The organism is Methylocapsa aurea, from assembly GCF_000746085.1.
GTDB lineage: Bacteria > Pseudomonadota > Alphaproteobacteria > Rhizobiales > Beijerinckiaceae > Methylocapsa > Methylocapsa aurea.
The window spans coordinates 566,070-584,130 of the sequence record NZ_JQKO01000001.1; the positions used below are offsets into that span (position 1 = coordinate 566,070).

12 protein-coding genes are annotated in these 18,061 nt (G+C 56.9%); 6 read left to right on the forward strand and 6 right to left on the reverse strand.

Going from position 1 to position 18,061, the window contains the following annotated elements; genetic code table 11:
- Positions 1 to 351 precede the first annotated feature (351 nt).
- Both DL86_RS18525 and DL86_RS02670 read left to right on the forward strand, forming a co-directional pair.
- Positions 352 to 2,364: an acyltransferase family protein gene (locus DL86_RS18525; RefSeq protein WP_162180383.1), complete on the forward strand. Its 2,013-nt coding sequence runs from the start codon at positions 352 to 354 to the stop codon at positions 2,362 to 2,364.
- A gap of 578 nt (positions 2,365 to 2,942) precedes the next feature.
- Positions 2,943 to 3,146, forward strand: coding sequence for a hypothetical protein (locus tag DL86_RS02670; RefSeq protein ID WP_036257704.1), 204 nt, complete (start codon positions 2,943 to 2,945; stop codon positions 3,144 to 3,146).
- 299 nt (positions 3,147 to 3,445) lie between these two features.
- Here the strand turns inward: DL86_RS02670 and DL86_RS02675 are convergent, their stop codons facing one another.
- From DL86_RS02675 to DL86_RS02685, 3 genes are all read right to left on the reverse strand, one after another.
- Entirely contained in the window at positions 3,446 to 4,408 is a 963-nt protein-coding gene (locus tag DL86_RS02675; RefSeq protein ID WP_156964425.1) for an aldo/keto reductase, read from the reverse strand.
- Between the two features lie 829 nt (positions 4,409 to 5,237).
- Positions 5,238 to 5,825, reverse strand: a complete 588-nt coding sequence (locus DL86_RS02680; RefSeq protein WP_036257706.1) for an LbetaH domain-containing protein — start codon at positions 5,823 to 5,825, stop codon at positions 5,238 to 5,240.
- 4 nt (positions 5,826 to 5,829) lie between these two features.
- Positions 5,830 to 7,014, reverse strand: coding sequence for a glycosyltransferase (locus tag DL86_RS02685; RefSeq protein WP_036257708.1), 1,185 nt, complete (start codon positions 7,012 to 7,014; stop codon positions 5,830 to 5,832).
- A 602-nt stretch (positions 7,015 to 7,616) separates the two neighbouring features.
- Here DL86_RS02685 and DL86_RS02690 point away from each other — a divergent pair.
- Entirely contained in the window at positions 7,617 to 9,125 is a 1,509-nt protein-coding gene (locus tag DL86_RS02690) for a hypothetical protein (protein WP_036257712.1), read from the forward strand.
- 266 nt (positions 9,126 to 9,391) lie between these two features.
- Here DL86_RS02690 and DL86_RS19045 read toward each other — a convergent pair whose 3' ends face one another.
- Together DL86_RS19045 and DL86_RS02700 are read right to left on the reverse strand one after the other, a co-directional pair.
- Positions 9,392 to 10,546, reverse strand: coding sequence for an acyltransferase family protein (locus DL86_RS19045; RefSeq protein WP_084572635.1), 1,155 nt, complete (start codon positions 10,544 to 10,546; stop codon positions 9,392 to 9,394).
- Between the two features lie 583 nt (positions 10,547 to 11,129).
- Positions 11,130 to 11,933: a glycoside hydrolase family 25 protein gene (locus DL86_RS02700; protein ID WP_051952501.1), complete on the reverse strand. Its 804-nt coding sequence runs from the start codon at positions 11,931 to 11,933 to the stop codon at positions 11,130 to 11,132.
- A gap of 404 nt (positions 11,934 to 12,337) precedes the next feature.
- Here DL86_RS02700 and DL86_RS02705 point away from each other — a divergent pair, with 404 nt between their 5' ends.
- Together DL86_RS02705 and DL86_RS02710 are read left to right on the forward strand one after the other, a co-directional pair.
- Positions 12,338 to 14,074: an ABC transporter permease gene (locus DL86_RS02705; RefSeq protein ID WP_036257719.1), complete on the forward strand. Its 1,737-nt coding sequence runs from the start codon at positions 12,338 to 12,340 to the stop codon at positions 14,072 to 14,074.
- A gap of 10 nt (positions 14,075 to 14,084) precedes the next feature.
- On the forward strand, positions 14,085 to 15,419 hold the full coding sequence (locus DL86_RS02710) for an ABC transporter ATP-binding protein (RefSeq protein ID WP_036257721.1): 1,335 nt from the start codon (positions 14,085 to 14,087) through the stop codon (positions 15,417 to 15,419).
- Between the two features lie 30 nt (positions 15,420 to 15,449).
- On the opposite strand, the gene mgtE is transcribed toward DL86_RS02710, so the two are convergent.
- Complete coding sequence (gene mgtE / locus DL86_RS02715; protein WP_425348890.1) at positions 15,450 to 16,880, reverse strand: magnesium transporter; 1,431 nt, start codon at positions 16,878 to 16,880, stop codon at positions 15,450 to 15,452.
- Between the two features lie 167 nt (positions 16,881 to 17,047).
- Between mgtE and DL86_RS02720 the strand changes: the two genes are divergently transcribed.
- Positions 17,048 to 18,025: a polysaccharide deacetylase family protein gene (locus tag DL86_RS02720; protein ID WP_084572636.1), complete on the forward strand. Its 978-nt coding sequence runs from the start codon at positions 17,048 to 17,050 to the stop codon at positions 18,023 to 18,025.
- Positions 18,026 to 18,061 lie beyond the last annotated feature (36 nt).

The following is an 18,061-nucleotide window of genomic DNA, read 5'->3' on the forward strand; positions in this document are numbered from 1 at the left end:
CGAGGATCTTCGCGCCGGCGAAGGCGACGCTTGGCACCCCAGATGCCTCCCCCTTTCGCCGATGTCCTCGCTTCCTGACGCGGGCATTATCGGACAGTCGCGCCGCATGTCCGGAAAGGGAAAAGCGCCAAACGCGCCCATGAAATTTTGGCTATGGGCCCGGCGGCAGGCCGATGTGCTTTGCCCACTGGGAGAGGCTTGCCGAGCGCTGGCGCCGTCCGGTATGTTGCGCTTCAGCCTGCGGCGGCTCTTTTCGAGGATTCTCGGGGGCGATGCAAAGGGACGGCCCTGCAGAACAACGTTAAGTGAACTCATTTTCATCAATGGCGCGGCGATTGGCAAATGGCGGCAATGAAGTTTAGATACGACATAAATGCTTTGAGGGCCCTAGCGGTAACGGCAGTCACGCTCTACCATTACAAAGTAAACTTCATTTCCGGGGGATATGTCGGCGTCGACATATTTTTTGTAATCTCCGGCTATCTTATGACTAATATTATTGTTGGCAGGTTACAAGAGAGTAGCTTCACCATCCAAGGCTTCTATTATGACCGCACGAAGCGGATCATTCCAGGTCTTGTCGGCCTCTGTTTTGGTCTTCTGGCCGCGGGCTTCTTTTTTCTGGACCCAGTCACATACCATTACCTTGGCTCCACGTCGATTTCGGCTCTGTTATTCTTTTCAAATTTTCGGTTTTGGGAAGCTACAGGCTATTTCGACGCCCAAAGCAGCGCCAAATGGCTTTTGCATACCTGGAGTCTTTCAGTAGAATGGCAGTTTTATTTGATTTACCCAATTTTACTTATGTATTTGCATAAATTTCAGATCACAAGGCGCTATTTGGCCCATGCTCTCTGGGCCATGGCTTTGCTTTCTTTTGCCTTATGCGTTTGGTTCACCGAGGCGGAGCCCGCGTCGGCCTTCTATCTTCTCCCACAAAGGGCGTGGGAAATGCTAGCGGGCGGAATTGTCGCCTTGCAATTCAAAAATCCCGAACAGAAATATTCACGGATTCTGCTTGCTGGCGGGCTTCTATTTATAGCTATATCGATATTTACCTATACTAAGAACATGCCCTGGCCATATTACTGGGCCTTGACGCCAGTTGTCGGGACATGCCTTGTTATTGCGGCCAATCGCGCCGACGCCGCGGTTTTCAAGTACCGGCCCATTCAAACGGTCGGAATATGGTCCTATTCCACCTATCTCTGGCACTGGCCGATCGCCGTCGCAGCCCTCTATTTCAACTTCGTGACGACGACGCCTTACAAGATTGCCTGCGAAATTCTCATTCTCGCCGCGATCATCTCGGGTGGCGGGCTCGCGCTGTCATGGCTCCAAAAGCTCTTGAAAGAGAAGCGCATCGATTGGAAGCCGGCCCGACCGCGATTGGCTCTCATCGCCGGTTCGCTGGCGCTCACAGTCGGCCTCGCGGGCGCCGTCACGCTTAACGACGGATTTCAGAGCCGGCGCCCTGATGGCGACAAGCAGGTCGAAACCTATAGGACCGCCATCACGGACTGGGACTATCCGCCTGGATGCAATGGCCGCGACCAGCTTGGCAATGTGAAGCCATGCCATTTGGGTCGGCCAGATCGTTCTGGAGTCTTGTTCATCGGCGATTCTTACGCGATGCAGATCTTCAGCCGTTTTGCTGAAAGAGCCAGATTCAACCCTGAGGATTCGTACACATTCGTGACCAACCCGGCATGTCCGCCGATCGTCGGCATTCGCATGAATTTCGATCGGTTTCATTGCAATGGCTTCGTAGACAAAGCATTGGATTTCGCCGACTCTCGCGATTTCAAACGCATCGTGCTCGTAGCGAATTGGTATAGCTACTTCAACCCGATCGATAATCACGTTTGTTTCCGGGAGGGCGACGCCTGCGTCTCGGGACAGGATCCATCGTGGTATCGTCAGCATCTCGAGGGCGCGCTTGCCGCAACGCGCGCGCGTCTCCTTCAATTGCAGAAGCGGGGAGCCGAAATCGCGTTCGTTTCATCGACGCCCTATGGCCGGTGGGATGTGCCAATGGAACTCTTGAAGCGGCGTTTCCTGGGAATGGATACGGCAGAAATCGCCTATGTCGACCGGGACAAATTCGAAGCGGCGTCCGGCCCGCTCAAGAGCCTGCTGATTTCCATGGCCACATCCATCGGCGCAAAATTTATCGATCCGCTCGACTTCCTTTGCGACGGCCGCCTCTGTCCCACAATAGACGAGAATGGCCTTTCTTATTTTCAAGATACTGGGCATCTGCGCGCCAGCACGGTGCGCACCAAACGATTTCATTATTTGGACGATGCAGCTGGCGCGACGAACCAATACAGCGCCATGCCGGTCGCCGGCATAGGGAATTGATCGTCTTCTGATGGCCTTGATAATGCGTCTAGAGCGCTTTCCGATCGAATGAAGTCATTCGATCGATCAGAAATCGCTCGAGTGTTAAAGAGGCCGAGCATGATGCCGAAAAGTGGAAACCGGTTTTCGGACGACATCATGCTCTAACTCTTTGATGAGAGGCGGATTCAGACTTTGGACGAGATCGCGTTGCGATTCCGTCCAAGGTCATCCGGCTCTAGCCGCCGCGCTCGCTACGAACGCTCAAGCGCCTTTTCTCGGCCGCTCTTTCCCCCCAAAGGTTTCGGAATTCTCCGATTGTCGCGCCAGGAGAGGATCCGGCCAAGGCGGCAGGCCCAGCCGCGGCAGGGCCGCGCCACGGCGCGTTTGCCTGAATTGGCGATTGCCTTGGCTGCCTTCTTGCTTGTCGCAAAGGCGCAATCCTTTCCGACAAAATCGGCTTTGCGCTCTAACCTATTGTTCTAACAGGGCTTTTTGTGCGAAAGACCTGTATCTTACCGTAGTTCACGCTCTAGCGTTGCAAGAAAACGTCCAGGAAACCCGACCTTATTGGCCAGGTCGCGAGGGAAAGCTGACACATGAATCTGGAAAAGGACGAAGAAGTCATTTTGACGAAGCTGCCGACTGGCAAGTGGGCCCCATTTCTTCGTTTAAACGGATATGAGGAGCCGATCAGCCTCAACCGTGAATTCAAGACCGAGGAAATGCTGGAAGGCTGGCTCGACACAACCGAAGCAAACAATCTGATCGATCAATTCATCACCAAGTACCGTAAAGCCTAGAACATGTTCCGAAAAAGTTGATCGACTTTTTCGATATTTAGACATCGGATATATCCGATGTCTCATAAGAACATGCTCTAGCGACAATTGAGCGGCTTTTCGCCATGCCGGATGGACGGCGCGTTGGAGAGGCCAGAGCCGGCCTCTTTCTCGGTCGCCCTTCCGGTTCAACGCATTAGCGGGAATAGGTTGCCCCCTGAGGTCGCCTTTTGGTCGCTCGGCCGAGCAAAATGACAGCGCCTGCTCGGGCCGAGACATTCTTCCAGCAACGGTCGCGGCATTGGCTGTTCCCGGTTTTGTCACGGATGCTCGCCAATGAAATATTTCTTGACGAATGGGCCAACGTCGTGGCGCGGCGCCAGGGAAGCCCTGGCGCAGTTCAGGTCGATATGGGCCTGATTGAACATCGTAGCGAGAACAACGCCCTCAGGATTGCTTGCAAAGGCATAGTCCAGCACAAGGTCGCTTGCCAAAAACGGAGGTCCATAGCCGAGTTGCGACGCAAGAGCGGCGAGGCGTCCGCCATCCATGACGAGCGCACGCGCAATACGCTCGAAAGCGCCCCGACCGAAGGCGCTTCGGGTTACAAAGAATGGCGCCGCCTCTCTGGAAAACGCAGCCCTCAATTGGTCCGCGGCGGGCTCGAACGGATTGTCCACGAACTGGGCGATGCGATAAACCGCAGACGCGCGCACTGCCCCAATGATCGTCTCCGGCGCTCCGGCGATCGAGACCGCGCGCGCATAACCCTTCTCGACCATGCGCTGCAACGCGCGCAAGATCGCCTCATCGACGCACTCCTCCGACGTCGGCCCATCCAAGACAAGCACATCGACATAGTCCGTCCGCAAACGCCGCAGGCTTTGAACAACCGAATCCTCGATCATTTCCGCCCGAAGCGGAGTGATGGCGCTCGACTTCGTTCTGGCAGCGTCGCCCCGGAGGTACGGAAACGCCTTGAGCGCCACGCGCGCCACGGGCTTTAACAGGCGCGAGAGCGGCGATGGCTTCGCTCTGGGCCTGCCAAACTTGGTGCAGATCACCAATCGGTCGCGGCGCCCCAGCAAGAATCTACCCAATATGGACTCTGCCGCCCCGTCGGCATCAGTGGGCGCGACGTCGCACCATGTTACCCCGCGCTCGAACGCGCGATCGAGCGCGCGGCGTCCCTGCGATTCAGAAACTCTCGAGCCGAGCGAGGCGCAGGCAAAGCCTAAAGCAGAGACATCGCGTCCAAGGCTCGGACAGGCGACAGTTCTCATCCGCACATCTCCCCTTATTCGTATCGCGCCAGCCGCCGCCGAGGCATTTTGCAACAAATTGGACACTGATTTTGCGATAAAGAAAATGCGCCAGAACAAAAATCGAAGCGGCTTTCACACCGTTGCATCATCCGCGTTCCGGCGTACCTAAGGCTTTGGCAAGAATGCGCCGCCAATATAGAATGATGTTACTCTGAATCTTTGGCCCGGGGTGAAATTTGCCCAAAATCATGAATCTGCTTTTGAACGATGATGTAATACATCAATTGAATCGCAGCGCGCTGTCGCCGATCATGCCCCACTCTTGATTTTGATGTTGCTCCAATCGACGCGCGTCACTCGACCGTGAGGCGCTCTGAATGCATCTTCAAGCGCAACGAAGAGATTCGCGCTTCTGGAGCATGTTCTTAAAAAAGTTGAACGACTTTTTCTATATTGAGACATCGGATCCGATGTCTCATAAGAACATGCTCTAACTCATTGAATCTAAGCAAATCCTTTTCGATCAGATGATTCCATCTGATCGTGAGGCGCTCTGGACAAAGGTTCAACCCCGCTCCTTATCTCTGCGAAACATGACAAAGCCGCGGGGAATTGTCCGCATGAGAGGCGCGATGCGCTACGCCGAAATATAGAGAGCTGAAATTATGGGGCCGCGCGCGAAAAAGAGCTTCGCTTCATCGGCCTCCAGGCCACTGGCCGCCCTATGCGACAAGTCGCCGGTCTTTCGCTGGGCGGCAAAGCCCGCGCAGACACTCTGTCCCCAACGATCCGGCTCAGCCGGTCATCCTCCGATTATCATCGGGGCAAGCAACACGCTCCCGCGCAATCACGCAGCCGTTTTGACGACAGCCGGGAAACGAACATTGCGCTGCTTGATCGGCCGAGCGGGATTGCCGGCATAAACTGTCCAAGAGTCAAGATCGCGAAATGTGACCGCGCGCGCGCCCAGGACGGCCCCATCGCCAATCGTCACGCCGGGGCCAATAAAGGCCTCGGCTGCGATCCAGGCTCGCCGGCCGATCGTGATCGGACGCGCAACTGTTTGGAAATGAACGTCTTCGATGTCATGGCCGGCGGAGCAAAGATGCGTTCCTTGCGAAACGACGGCATAGTCGGAAAGGGTGATTCTGGCGACCGAATAGACCGTCACTTGCGGCGCGATGATTGCGTAGCGCCCAACCTCCAGGTGGGGCGGATACCAGACCCTGGCGCTGCCATAGATACAGGCCGTAGGCGCCACTTTCGCGCCAAACAGCCGCAGGAGAACCCGCCTCCAGGCCACCAGCGGAGGTGGCGTCCAGGACGCGAGAACAAGCCAAGCGATGGTCCAGACGCCGCGAAAGGCGCGGTTCTTCAAGGAGTAAGTCGGACCGCCTTCAGTTGGCCGCGTCACTGTCGCATCGAGAATTTGCATGAATTTAACTCGCACGCATCGCTTCGATAAGTTGAGGCGCGTTTGACGCCATGTCGAATTTTTCGACAAATCCTTTTCGGGAGCGCTCGCCAATCCTGTGTTTTTCATCGGCCGAGAGACTTGTGAATTGGCTCAGCAATTGGGTAATTCCCGCCAGATCGTCATTGGCGACAAAACCGGCGCCGCTGTCTTGCACTTCTCGCCATGTATTGACCTTCGACGTCGTCAGCACCGGTTTGCCGCAGGCCATCGCCTCGGCGATGACAATGCCGAAGTTTTCCTGGTGTGATGGCAGAATGAAGGCGGAAGCCGCATGGAACGCCCCCCATTTCAAATCGCCGCTTAACATTCCCGGCCAATGAATCCGGTCGGCTACGCCGCGCCTGGCCGCAAGATCCTGCAATTTTTCCAGCCAGCCCACAGAATCCGGTCCGGCCATAACGAGATCCAACGAAGGATCGTCGCCGGCGATTTTCGCGAACGCCTCGATCAGCAAGTCGCAGCCTTTCTTGGGATGAATGCGGCTGAGAAAGAGGATGAAATTGCGGCCGGCCAGCTTTGGAAAAGCGGCGTGAAACGTCGCCATTTGCGCCTTAGGATCGCCTTTGACATCCAAAGTGCCATAGGCCACCACTCGCTCCTTGCAGCGGAAGGGCCAAAAGGACTTACGCGCGAGCCGGCGCTCCTCCTCCGACACGAAGAATACGGCCGCCGCGTTGGCGATCAAGCGGCCTTCGCTGAACCACCAGAGAATCTGCTTGGCGATGGCTTTGACAGGGTTGATTTTGTTGAAATAGGGATCGAGCATGCCATGTGCGTAGACATAATAGCGCGTATCGCTTTCGCGCAATGCGCGCCATGCGCCAAGAGCTGCGTAGCTCCACAGGCCGTTGACCACGACGGCGTCATATCGCCTTGCGTTCTCCCGGAGCCAGGGAACGAGATGCGGCGTATAGCCGTAACGCAACCAGGGAAGTTTCTTGCGCCACGCAGGATAGTCGGCGTTGCGAATTCCCATCGCGTAGACCGGCAGGGGACATGCGCTGACCCAAGGATCGCTTGGCGAATCGAGAGACAATATCTCGCGATCACATCCCTGTTCCCTCAATGCCTTCGCGGACGTGAAAATTCCTTCGATAGGACCGCCGTATTCCGGGTTCACTGTCAATATGACATGCAATATGATCATTGAACCTCAAGGCCCGCTAAAGCTGGTTTCAGAAGAGGCGTCTTAAATAGCCCGCCACAGGCCGGAGAGTCCGGCGCAGCTGGTCTTAACTCGGAACGCCTTGAAGCGCGTAATGCATGAACAGCAGCGTCATGAAACACATTATCCGATCTTGGCCACTGAAGCAATGCTGTATAGCATCGCGATATGTATATCAAATTGCCGACGCTGATCGATGCTTTCCGCCACCTTTTTCCTGCACCATATTTTCGGCGTTATTATGGCCTTTCGTAACGAGCTTGATCCTTTCATGACGCCAAAAATCTTCTTCAAACAGCGCAGTGGCTCCTTCCGGGAGCGGTCTCAGCCGCGAAGTTTTCCCAGACCGACTTGCTTGAGGATCAAAGGCAGAGAATGGCGCAGTCCGCCCAGAAAATAGGTCAGGTTGATCCGGGCCGCCTGAACGCAAGGGCTGACGCCAGCCCGCGGGATGCTGGCGCCAGCGCCGCCAAAAGCGTATAGCGGCGCTTCTGGCTTCAGAAAACAGCGAGCATGAATTTTGCTCGCATGCGCTAAGCCCGTGTGGCAGAGACAAGGCGGCGCCAGACGAGAGGTTCGAATACGTGATTAGCGGACACAATTCGATCGATTTGAGTGACACCAAAGTACCGATTGTAATTCCGCTCGCGGCGATTGGCATATTCGCGGCCATCCAGCTAAAATTCGGAACCGACCCTTTAATCGTGGCGATGTGCCTAGCCGCGACGGCGACGCCCTTTGTTCCGCTGCGCCTCTTCGGGCGTGATTTGTATTCGATGATCGGGATCGTTTTCAGCCTCCGCTATACAGGCGTGGCGCTGATAGCAAAGACATTCTACGGCCAGACTCTCGAAGAAAACTTATTCAACCCCTTTGCCGCCTATGCATGGGACTTGCTTCTCATGATCATAGTAACAGCGATATTGATGCTCGCCAGAGCTTTCGACCGTGGAACGGTGGCATTCCCCTTCCCAACCGATTTGAAAAGTCTGCGCCGGCTTTCACTGGTTTGTTTTGGAATTAGCACTGCCGCTCAGCTTCTCATGGCCGCGACCACATCGCGAGAGGAGGGCGCCTCTCTCGGCGCCATCGGGATCGTGCTCAACATCATGACCGAATTCAATTTCCTCGCCTTGATCGCGGAGGCCCAATACGCCATTGCCAAATCCAAGGGCCGCACCTTCATCACGCCTGTCCTCGTGATGATGCTCGGCACACTGTTTGCGTTTGTCGTCGCCTTCAACATGAGATCGGTTTTTGCCAACGGCTTGATTGCAATCGTCGTCACCGCTTTCATATATAGGATGTTGCGCCTACGTCATATCGTCGCGGGACTCGTCGTCGCCGGATTTTTCATGTCTTTTCTGACGCCGGTAACCTTGTATCTAAGACTACAAAGAACCGGAATGCCTATATCGCAATTTGCGGAACTGGCTGGCGTAACAATTGTGAAGGCAGCCACCGATCCAAGCTTTTTTAATTTAATTACATCCACCAACGCATCCGTCTATACTCCGAGCATCAATTCGGTGGAGGAATATGACTATTTTGGGGACGGATCGAATGTCTTAAATCGCCTCTCCTACATTGCCCTGCTCGACGCCGTCAACAATAGCGCCCGCACGCATCTACCGATCGGGATGCCAGAGGTGGACCAAGTCCTCACCCGCGTGGCGCCCGGATTTCTGGGATATAGTAAAGAATCGGTTTTGGGCGGCATGGGCGATTGGCTTTCCTGGCAAACCGGCCTCGGGACGCCCGGAAATGTCGCCTATCTGAATTTTGGGCTCCCAATGGAAGGCCTCGCGACATGGGGATGGATTGGATTCGTCACGTATCCAATCTTATTTTTACTTCCAACTCTCCTCGTCTGCGGCCGCTTGTCCAGCTTGCGCCTCCCGGGTCCAGTAAGCATATTTCTGTTTACCGCGTTTCAACATGCGCTTATCGAAGATACATCAGATGGCTTTATCGGACTGCTCACCCGAGGGCTGCCTGTCACTGCTGTATTACTTCTTATTTTGTATAAAGTGTTTTTTCAGCGCTCCCCTCAGTCCACGTCAGACTCCATCGCCACCTCGGCTGCGAATTAAAGCATTTTCGAGCAAAGCAGCAACCGGGGTTTGCGTTAAGAAAATGCGAAGACACAAGGACGTATAGCATTGTTCCGAAAAAGTTGATCGACTTTTTCGGAACAATGCTCTAACCCTTTGTCTCTGAGCGATTTCTTTTCAATCAGATGATTCCATCTGATCCCAAACGGTTTGGAAGCAAGTCGGAAGTCGCCTAAATTGCTCGAAACATGCGCAACATAAACGCCTGAAGCATTCAGGATCCGCAGGAACCACGAACGCAGCTCTTAGAGGACCCTTTCAACGCGTTCGTCCGCAACGGCATAGGCGGCTTTTTCGGAAGGAAGCTTTGATTCCGATCGAGTTCGCCGAGTTATATATTTTGCAAGTTGATGGGACGGGTTCTCGATAAATTTATAAGTAATATGCGCAACAGACAATATTGTTGCGCCGCAGCATATCGCGAGTATAATCTTTACCCAAAAATGCCAATTGACAACATTGAGGCTTACAGCCTCGTACTCAAAAATAGACAAAACCAGCCAATGCGTTAGATACAGTGAAAACGAAATTGTTCCGAGCCATAATACAATTCGGCGCGAAAAAAGATATTCGATATAGCCTCCTTTAAAACAGGAAAATATCAGGCCGCAAAAAGCCAAGGGCGCTAATATAGTGACAGGCGTCCAAATTCCAAGACACAGCACAATTACACTGAATATCTCTATAAGGCGCCGCGCGCCTGGCGATAATTCAGAATTTATCATGGCGTGAAAAAGCAGCACGCCCGCAGTAAACTCGCAAAGACAGCGCGAAAACGCGCCCCAATTTGCTACGTTTAGTCCCACTTCATTGCCATGCAAATACCAGTTACTAGCTCCGAATAAGGCTAGACTTCCACACATCAAAACGACGAGAGCCAGAGCTGAACGAATTCGCCCAACCGCTATTGAAATAATTGGAAAAACGACATAGGCGAATGCTTCAGCGCTCAACGACCAAGCGGGTATGTTCCAAATTGTCCCTCGATGGTAAACCCATTGCTGAACAAGAAATATACTTGCGATAAAAGAAGGAAGGTCGTGCGTCACTTTTTCTAGAATTGGGATAAAAACCGCAACAAGCGCGACCAAACATAGCGCAACAAAATTCAGCGGCCAAACTCTAAGAATTCGACCAGAATAGAAAGCGCTGCTCGCCCGAAGTCCACTTTCCGCAAAACTTTTGCTATAAACAAAGCTGAGCACGAATCCGCTCAAAATGAAAAATAGATCCACGCCCAGGTAGCTTGTCTTAATGAGCTGTAGGTTTCCAAATTCACTAGATGGAAATACAATGTGGACTGGGCTCGGAACATGCGCAAGAACGACCCATAGCGCGGCGATGCCGCGAATCCCAGTTAAGGCTGGAACAAAACGTCTCTCGATGCGCTCATTTGACATACAGCGCAACTACCATAATTGCGCACTGCACACAAGGCTATGCTCTAGTTTGATCGGGGGGGAGCGAACATGGGCTTAAGCGGATTCACGTTTGATCGCGGATTTGTCGCCCTTCTCCTTGCCGTCAATCTCCTCCGCGCCGGCAAGGAGAAGAGAAGCCTCAAACTCCGGCGACAGCGCGTCGGATGGAACACAGAATATTTCGCACCTCCGCTCGGAGCCCTACCGTATGGACAGGCTTTCGAAGTCCCGTCAAAGCGGATTGCAAAAGCGTGGCCGCCCTCTATAGTGAGGCGTCTTCAATCAAGCGAAAGGAGGTGATCCAGTGTCTCATTGTCTCACGTTGCGGGCCCTGACCTGGCGTCATGCTCTTGAGGCCTCCGCCTCCTGAGGTTTAAGTGAAAGTTCGGGATCGCGGACCGCGGTCTGGCAATGGAAGGGCTGCCCTCGCGGGCGGCCCTTCTTTTTGGCGACTTTTTCCTTAGAGCCGGATGTCGTCCGAAAACCGGTTTCCACTTTTTGGCATCATGCTCTAGACGGCCGCTGCGATAAGCCTTGACCTATGCAGGGCTGTGACAATCCGCTATTTGGCGGAAACCATCACCGTGTTTTGCGTAGGTCCGTTTTCACCAAAGCGGCTCCGGGAGCCGGGCGACTGCACGTTCGCCAGCCAAGCCTGCCAATCGCTTGCGGTGCCGTTGAAAGCGTTGCGGTCGACATAGCCTCGAATTCCAGCGACGCGCCCTTCGGCGGTGTGCTGCCAGAATTTCCAATGCCGGTCGCCGTATTTGACGGAAGGGTGATATTTCACGCTTCTGACCCAGATCGGGTATTCCGTGAACTCCCCTCGCATCACGTCACGGTGAAAATCGACCGCGGTATAGATGACCGGCTTCTTTCCGTAAGCCCGCTCCATCGCGGCGAGGATGATTTTCATCTGCCCGATGGCGACGTCGCGCGGCACCCGTTTGGCGCAGGTCTTCGACTGCCCGTTCCACTCGACGTCGAGCACCGGAGGCAAGGCGTCCGGATCGTCGGGAACATTGGCTGTGAACCAGGCCGCTTGTTCTTCCGCGGCTCTGCACCAATAGGCGAAATGATAGGCGCCCCGCGGCACGCCCGCCGCCTTCGCCGCCGCCCAATTGCGCGCGAATTTATCGTCGATATGATCGCCGCCTTCGGTCGCCTTGATCCAGGCGAAACGGACTCCCGCGGAATGAACGCTGTCCCAATCGATCTCGCCTTGGTATTTCGAGACGTCGATGCCATGAACCTCGTAGTCCGTGGGACGCGGAAAAGGGTCGTCGCCAAGGCCGGCGCCGCCGGCGCAGCCGGCAACCAGAAGCGTAAGTGCAAGCGCGAGGATCGAAGCGGGAGCTGGATGCATGGATTTACGAGCCAAACTGCGATCAGAATAAATTATTCCAAAAGCAGTAATGGGGCGTTAACAAGTCAAAAAAGCGGCCGTCCCGGAATCTGGCGTTAACTTTCCTCGGCCGCGATTCGTCGCGGCGCAACCTTTCCTTGAGCTTGATCTTCGTTTTTCGGCGCGCCCCCTCTGATCTGAGTCAGAAGGAATCTCTCGAGGCTCTCTTCCAACGCTCGATCCGCGCAATTCCGTCCGGACTTCCATCGCCCGCCCACTATGGGGAGCCAATCCCGGGCTTGGCTCCAGCGCCGTCATTGATTCGTCATCTCTCTCGACAATGGTAAATACCGCTTCCGAGTGCGTCTGCCCGCGCATCGTCCTCTTGACGGCGGATTATCCACGCGATTCTCTGAAAGGCTTCCATGGCGTCTCGGTTCGTCGCCTTCACCTCGCTCGGTCGGAAGGCGCTTCCCAATCAATATGATCTCATCGCCTTTGCGTTGATCTTTGGCGTCTTTGTCGCCATGGCGCAGGTCTCGGGCGGGTTGACCTTGCCCATCGCAGCTCCCGAATCGACGGCGATTTCCCTCGATTACGGCCATCTGCCCTATTATGCGCTGCGCACGACCCTGCGCATGTTCGCAGCGATTGCGGCCTCGCTTGTCTTCACTTTCGTCTATGCGACCCTCGCCGCCAAAAGCGCGCACGCGGCGCTTGTCCTCGTCCCGCTGCTCGATGTCCTTCAGTCCGTGCCGATTCTCGGCTTCCTCGCGTTTACGGTGACATTTTTTCTGGGCCTTTTTCCCGGTTCGATCCTGGGGGTGGAATGCGCGGCGGTCTTTGCGATCTTCACCTCGCAGGCCTGGAACATGGCCTTTTCGTTCTACCAATCGCTGCGCAACGTTCCGCGCGATCTCATCGAGGTTTCTCGCGGCTTCCAGCTCTCCAGCTGGCAGAGGTTCTGGCAATTGGAGGCGCCTTTCGCCATGCCGGCGCTGATCTGGAACATGATGATGTCGATGTCGGGGGGGTGGTTTTTCGTTGTCGCGTCCGAAGCGATCGCGGTTGGAGACACGACGATCAACCTGCCGGGCATCGGCTCCTATCTCGCCGTCGCCATCGAGCATAGGCGGATCGACGCCGTCATCGCGGCCATCGTCGCCGTGTTCGTCGTGATCCTCGCCTATGATCAATTCCTGTTTCGCCCCCTGGTCGCTTTTGGCGCGCGATTTAGGGTCGAATTGTCGGCCGGCCAGAACGTCGAAAAATCCTGGGTCGCGCAGGTTTTCGCGCGGACGCATTGGCTGCGCGTCTTGATGCGCGGCCCGGCGCAGATCCTCAAGGCCATCTCGCTGCTGCGTCTCGAGTTGCCAGGTCGCCACCGGGCGCTTTCACAGCAAAACCCGCGCCTGAGCCGGGTCATGGATGCTCTCTGGCTCATCCTCATCGCGCTCGCCGCCCTCTGGGCCTCATGGCTCATTGTCGATTATGTGCGGCAGGAACTGTCTTGGGCCGATCTTGGCCAGAGCGTCCTCTATACTCTATTCACCATGGCGCGGGTGATCGCCCTGATGATCCTGGCGACGCTTCTCTGGGTTCCAGTCGGGGTCTGGATCGGTCTGCGGCCGGCTCTTGCCGAGAAGGTCCAGCCGCTCGCGCAATTCCTGGCGGCGTTCCCCGCCAATGTCATTTTTCCCGTCGCGGTCGTATTGATCCTGAAATTTTCCCTCAACCCGGACATATGGCTGAGTTTTCTGATCGTCTTCGGCACGCAATGGTATATTCTTTTCAATGTCATCGCTGGCGCCTCGGCGTTTCCCAACGACCTCAAGGAAGCCGTCGCGAATTTTCGCATTCGCGGGTGGGACTGGTGGCGGAGCGTTATCATTCCGGCGATCTTCCCCTATTACGTCACCGGCGCGCTGACCGCGTCGGGCGGATCCTGGAACGCGGCGATCGTCGCCGAATATGTCAAATGGGGCGACGATACGATTTCGGCGCATGGGATTGGCGCCTATATCGCCAAGGCGACCGCGGATGGCGATTATCCCAAGATCGTGCTCGGCGTCGCGGTGATGTCGATTTTCGTAATTATGTTCAACCGCCTGTTGTGGCGCCCGCTTTTCGGTCTGGCCGAAAAGCGCCTGCGACTGGACTGAGGTCCTTGCCATGCTCGATGCGAATGCGCGGACGTCGCGCGATGCCAAGCTCCCCTTGCTCGAAGTCAAGAACGTCAGCCAGAACTATCTGACGGGGTCGGGCGAGAAAGGCCCGGCGGTCCTCGACAATGTCTCGCTTAGTCTGAAACCGGATGAAATTGTCGGCCTGCTGGGGCGCTCCGGCTGCGGCAAGTCCTCGCTTTTGCGCATCGTCGCCGGCCTCGCCAGGCCAGCTGGCGGGGATGTGAGCTATCTTGGCCAGCCAGTCGATGGGCCGGTCGATGGCGTCGCCATGGTGTTTCAAAGCTTCGCGCTGTTTCCCTGGCTCTCGGTGCTCGCCAATGTCGAGCTGGGCCTACGGGCGAAGCGCATCCCGCAAGCCGAAGCGCGCCGGCGCGCCCTGAAGGCGATCGATCTGATCGGCCTCGACGGATTCGAATCGGCCTTTCCGAAGGAGCTTTCCGGCGGCATGCGCCAACGCGTCGGCTTCGCGCGGGCGTTGGTGGTTCACCCCAATATCTTGCTGATGGACGAACCCTTCTCGGCGCTCGACGTGCTCACCGCCGAAACCCTGCGCACCGACCTTCTCGATCTCTGGGTCGAAGGGCGCATGCCAATCAAGAGCATCCTCATGGTGACGCATAACATCGAGGAGGCGGTTTTGATGTGCGACCGCATCATCGTGCTGGCGTCAAATCCGGGCCGCATCGCCGCTGAAATCCATGTCGGATTACAACATCCGCGCAACCGGCTCGATCCCGAATTCCGCCAATTGGTGGACAAGATCTACGCGCTGATGACAAAGCGGGCGGAACCCGCGCCGCATGGCCGCGAAAGCGTCTTCCCAGGCCTTGGCCTCGCCATGGCCCTGCCCCGAATTTCAACCAATACGCTCGCCGGCATGATCGAAGAAATCGCCGCCGAACCCTATTTGGGCCGCGCCGATCTGCCAGCGCTCGCCGACAGCCTGCAGATGGAAATCGACGAGCTGTTTCCGGTCGGCGAAACCTTGCAGCTGCTGCGCTTCGCCGAAATCGAGGAAGGCGACATCAAATTGACGCCGGCCGGGCGCCGCTTCGCCGACGCCGAAGTCGATGTCCGCAAGAAGCTTTTCGGCGACCATCTCCTCGCCTATTTGCCGCTCGCCGCGCGGATCAGGCTGGTGCTCGACGACCGACCGACGCACACCGCCCGCGCGATCCGCTTTTTGGGAGAGCTGGAGGATTACATGTCCGAGGAATATGCCGAGCGGACATTGAAAAGCGTCGTCAATTGGGGCCGCTACGGCGAGCTTTTCGCCTATGACGAGGCCTCCGAGACATTTAGTTTGGAGAACCCGCAGTAATCGCGCGCCGCTGTCCCAACGCAGCGCGATTTACGCAAGTCCGAACCAGAACGTCGCGATCCCCAGAAACGACGCGAAACCCACTACATCGGTGACCGTCGTGACGAAAGGGCTCGACGACACGGCGGGATCGATGTCGAACCGATGCAGCACTTGCGGGATCAGAATGCCGCCAAGCGCGCCGGCGACGAGATTGGTCAACATGGCGAGCGCGATCACGACGCCGACGCCCGCCATGCCGAACCAAAGGCCGGCGACAAGGCCGGTTATTGCGCCAAAGGCCGCCCCATTCACGGCGCCGACCAAAACCTCGCGCAAGATGACGCGCAAAGCATTTGCGTGGGAGAGCTCGCGCGTGGCGAGCGCGCGCACCGCCACCGTCATCGTCTGCGTCGCCGCATTGCCGCCCTGGCTGGCGACGATCGGCGCGAGCACGGCCAGCGCCACCATCTTCTCCAGAGACCCTTCGAAGAGGCCGAGCACGGACGAGGCGACAAAGGCGGTGATCAGATTGACAAAGAGCCAAACGAATCGGCTCTTCGCCGTCCACCAGACCGAGTCGGAAAGCTCTTCGTTTTCGGAGACGCCGCCGAGCGCTTTGACCTCGGCGTCGGCTTCTTCCTGGATGACGTCGACGATATCGTCGATCGTGATCACGCCGACGAGACGCTCGGCCTCGTCGACCACAGGAACGGATACGAGATTATAGCGCTGGAAAACCAGCGCCACTTCTTCTCGGTCCTCCATCACCTCGACCCGGCGGCGGTCGACGCACATGATTTCATCGAGACGCGCCGCGCTTTTCGACCGCAGCAAAGTGTCGAGAAAAACATTGCCCAAAAGCCGGTGCGCCGGATCGACGATGAAGATTTCGAAGAAGGAATCCGGCAAATGCTCTTCGTCGGTGTCGCGCATGACGTCGATCGCCTGCCCTGCGGTCCAGAACGGGGGCGCCGAGACGAATGTCGTCTGCATGAGGCGGCCGGCCGAATGGTCCGGATAATCGAGCGAGCGTTGCAACTGAGCGCGGTCGACCGGGGGCAGCGCCTCGAGAATTTCGGCCTGATCCTCGGCGTCGAGATCTTCGAGAATAGTAACCGCGTCATCGTTCTCGAGATCGCGGACGCCTTCGGCGACGGTCTGATTGGGCAGTTCCGCGAGGATCTCGTCGCGGATATTGTCGTCCATCTCGGTCAGAGCGGCGAAGTCGAAATCATGCCCCATCACGCGGACAAGCTCGGGGCGAAGATCCGGCTCGAGCGCGACAAGGAGGCCGCCGAGATCGGCTTCGTGCAGGCAGCCCGCCAGCGCCCGCACCCGTTCGGCGTCGCCCGCCTTGACCGCCGCCGCTACCTCATGGAGGAAATTTGGCTCGATCGCCCCATCTTCTCCGTAGATGGACGCGGCGTCGCCGGGGAGCCGGTCCGGACTTGTTGTTGCGGCGTCATATTTGTCATCAATATCAATCATGCGCGCAAATCAGCTCTATCTTTCGATTCCCCCGGTTCATAGGGTGCTTTCGCGCCCAAGGGAAACGCGAAAGCGCTGTTTCCTTGCTCTGGCCGCATTTTGTTTGGGCCGCCTCCGCCCCTGGCGGTGCGAGGCCCAATGCTAGATGGGAGGCGTCAATGAGACCCAACCGCAGGCTTTGGACTTCTGGATTAGTCCTCATCGGCTTCGCCTTTTTCCAAGCTCCCGGAACGGCGGCGGAGCAGCCAGCCCCCTGCCCGCCTGACGCTTTGGGCGTCAGCCGCACCTTGCGGCTCGGGACGCAAGGCGGCTGGCAGGCAGGCTTGAAAACCTATCCGCGCTCGCTGGCGTTGGACGACCACGAGATCGTGCTGACCTTCGATGACGGCCCGCATAGTCCGACCACCGCCAAGGTTCTCGACGCCTTGCGAAAGGAATGCGTCAAGGCGACGTTTTTTCTTGTCGGCCACAATGCGCAGGCCCTGCCCGACCTGGTCAAGCGCGAAGTCGCGGAGGGCCACACGCTCGGCCACCACACATTTTCACACCCGGACGCGACGCTGCGCCGCCTGAGTGAAAAGGCGGCGGAAGCCGAGATCACAAAGGGCATCGAGGCCGACGAAAAAGCCGCCTATGGCCAAGCTGCTTATTCTGAAGCTGGCGCGGCGCCAAAGACCCCGTTTTTCAGGTTTCCCGGCTTTGCCGACACGCCCGCGCTCGTCGCCTGGCTTTCGGCGCGAAACATCGCGGTTTTTGGCGCCGATTTCTGGGCTTCCGACTGGGCGCATATGACGCCGGAGGCGCAGCTAAATCTGGTGCTGACCCGGCTGGAAAAGGAGGGACGCGGGATCCTCCTGTTCCACGACACCAAGCAACAGACCGCGGACATGCTGCCAGCGCTGCTCCGCGAAATGAAGCAGCGCGGATTCAAGATCGTGCATATCGCGCCGGGCTCGGATCCGCCGCCGATGCGCGCGGCGCCCGAGGGTTGGACGTCGGAAACGGAAAAGATCATCGCCGAGGTGTTCGCCAAACAGGCTGGGGCGAGCAAGGCCGATGCGGATCAGAGGCGGCCAAATCAGACGCCGCAAGCCGATCCGAGCGCTTCAGGGGCGCCAATGGGCGCCCCTCGCTAAGCCGCCAAGCGAGGGCGCGCCAACGCCAATCGGCTT

Coding starts and splice junctions, on each gene's coding strand:
- DL86_RS02700 (WP_051952501.1), bottom strand. CDS start 11,933: ATGCATCCAGCTCCCGCTTCGATCCTCGCGCTTGCACTTACGCTTCTG.
- DL86_RS18525 (WP_162180383.1), top strand. CDS start 352: ATGAAGTTTAGATACGACATAAATGCTTTGAGGGCCCTAGCGGTAACG.
- DL86_RS02680 (WP_036257706.1), bottom strand. CDS start 5,825: ATGCAAATTCTCGATGCGACAGTGACGCGGCCAACTGAAGGCGGTCCG.
- DL86_RS02720 (WP_084572636.1), top strand. CDS start 17,048: ATGAGACCCAACCGCAGGCTTTGGACTTCTGGATTAGTCCTCATCGGC.
- DL86_RS02670 (WP_036257704.1), top strand. CDS start 2,943: ATGAATCTGGAAAAGGACGAAGAAGTCATTTTGACGAAGCTGCCGACT.
- DL86_RS02705 (WP_036257719.1), top strand. CDS start 12,338: ATGGCGTCTCGGTTCGTCGCCTTCACCTCGCTCGGTCGGAAGGCGCTT.
- DL86_RS02710 (WP_036257721.1), top strand. CDS start 14,085: ATGCTCGATGCGAATGCGCGGACGTCGCGCGATGCCAAGCTCCCCTTG.
- DL86_RS19045 (WP_084572635.1), bottom strand. CDS start 10,546: ATGTCAAATGAGCGCATCGAGAGACGTTTTGTTCCAGCCTTAACTGGG.
- DL86_RS02685 (WP_036257708.1), bottom strand. CDS start 7,014: ATGATCATATTGCATGTCATATTGACAGTGAACCCGGAATACGGCGGT.
- DL86_RS02675 (WP_156964425.1), bottom strand. CDS start 4,408: ATGAGAACTGTCGCCTGTCCGAGCCTTGGACGCGATGTCTCTGCTTTA.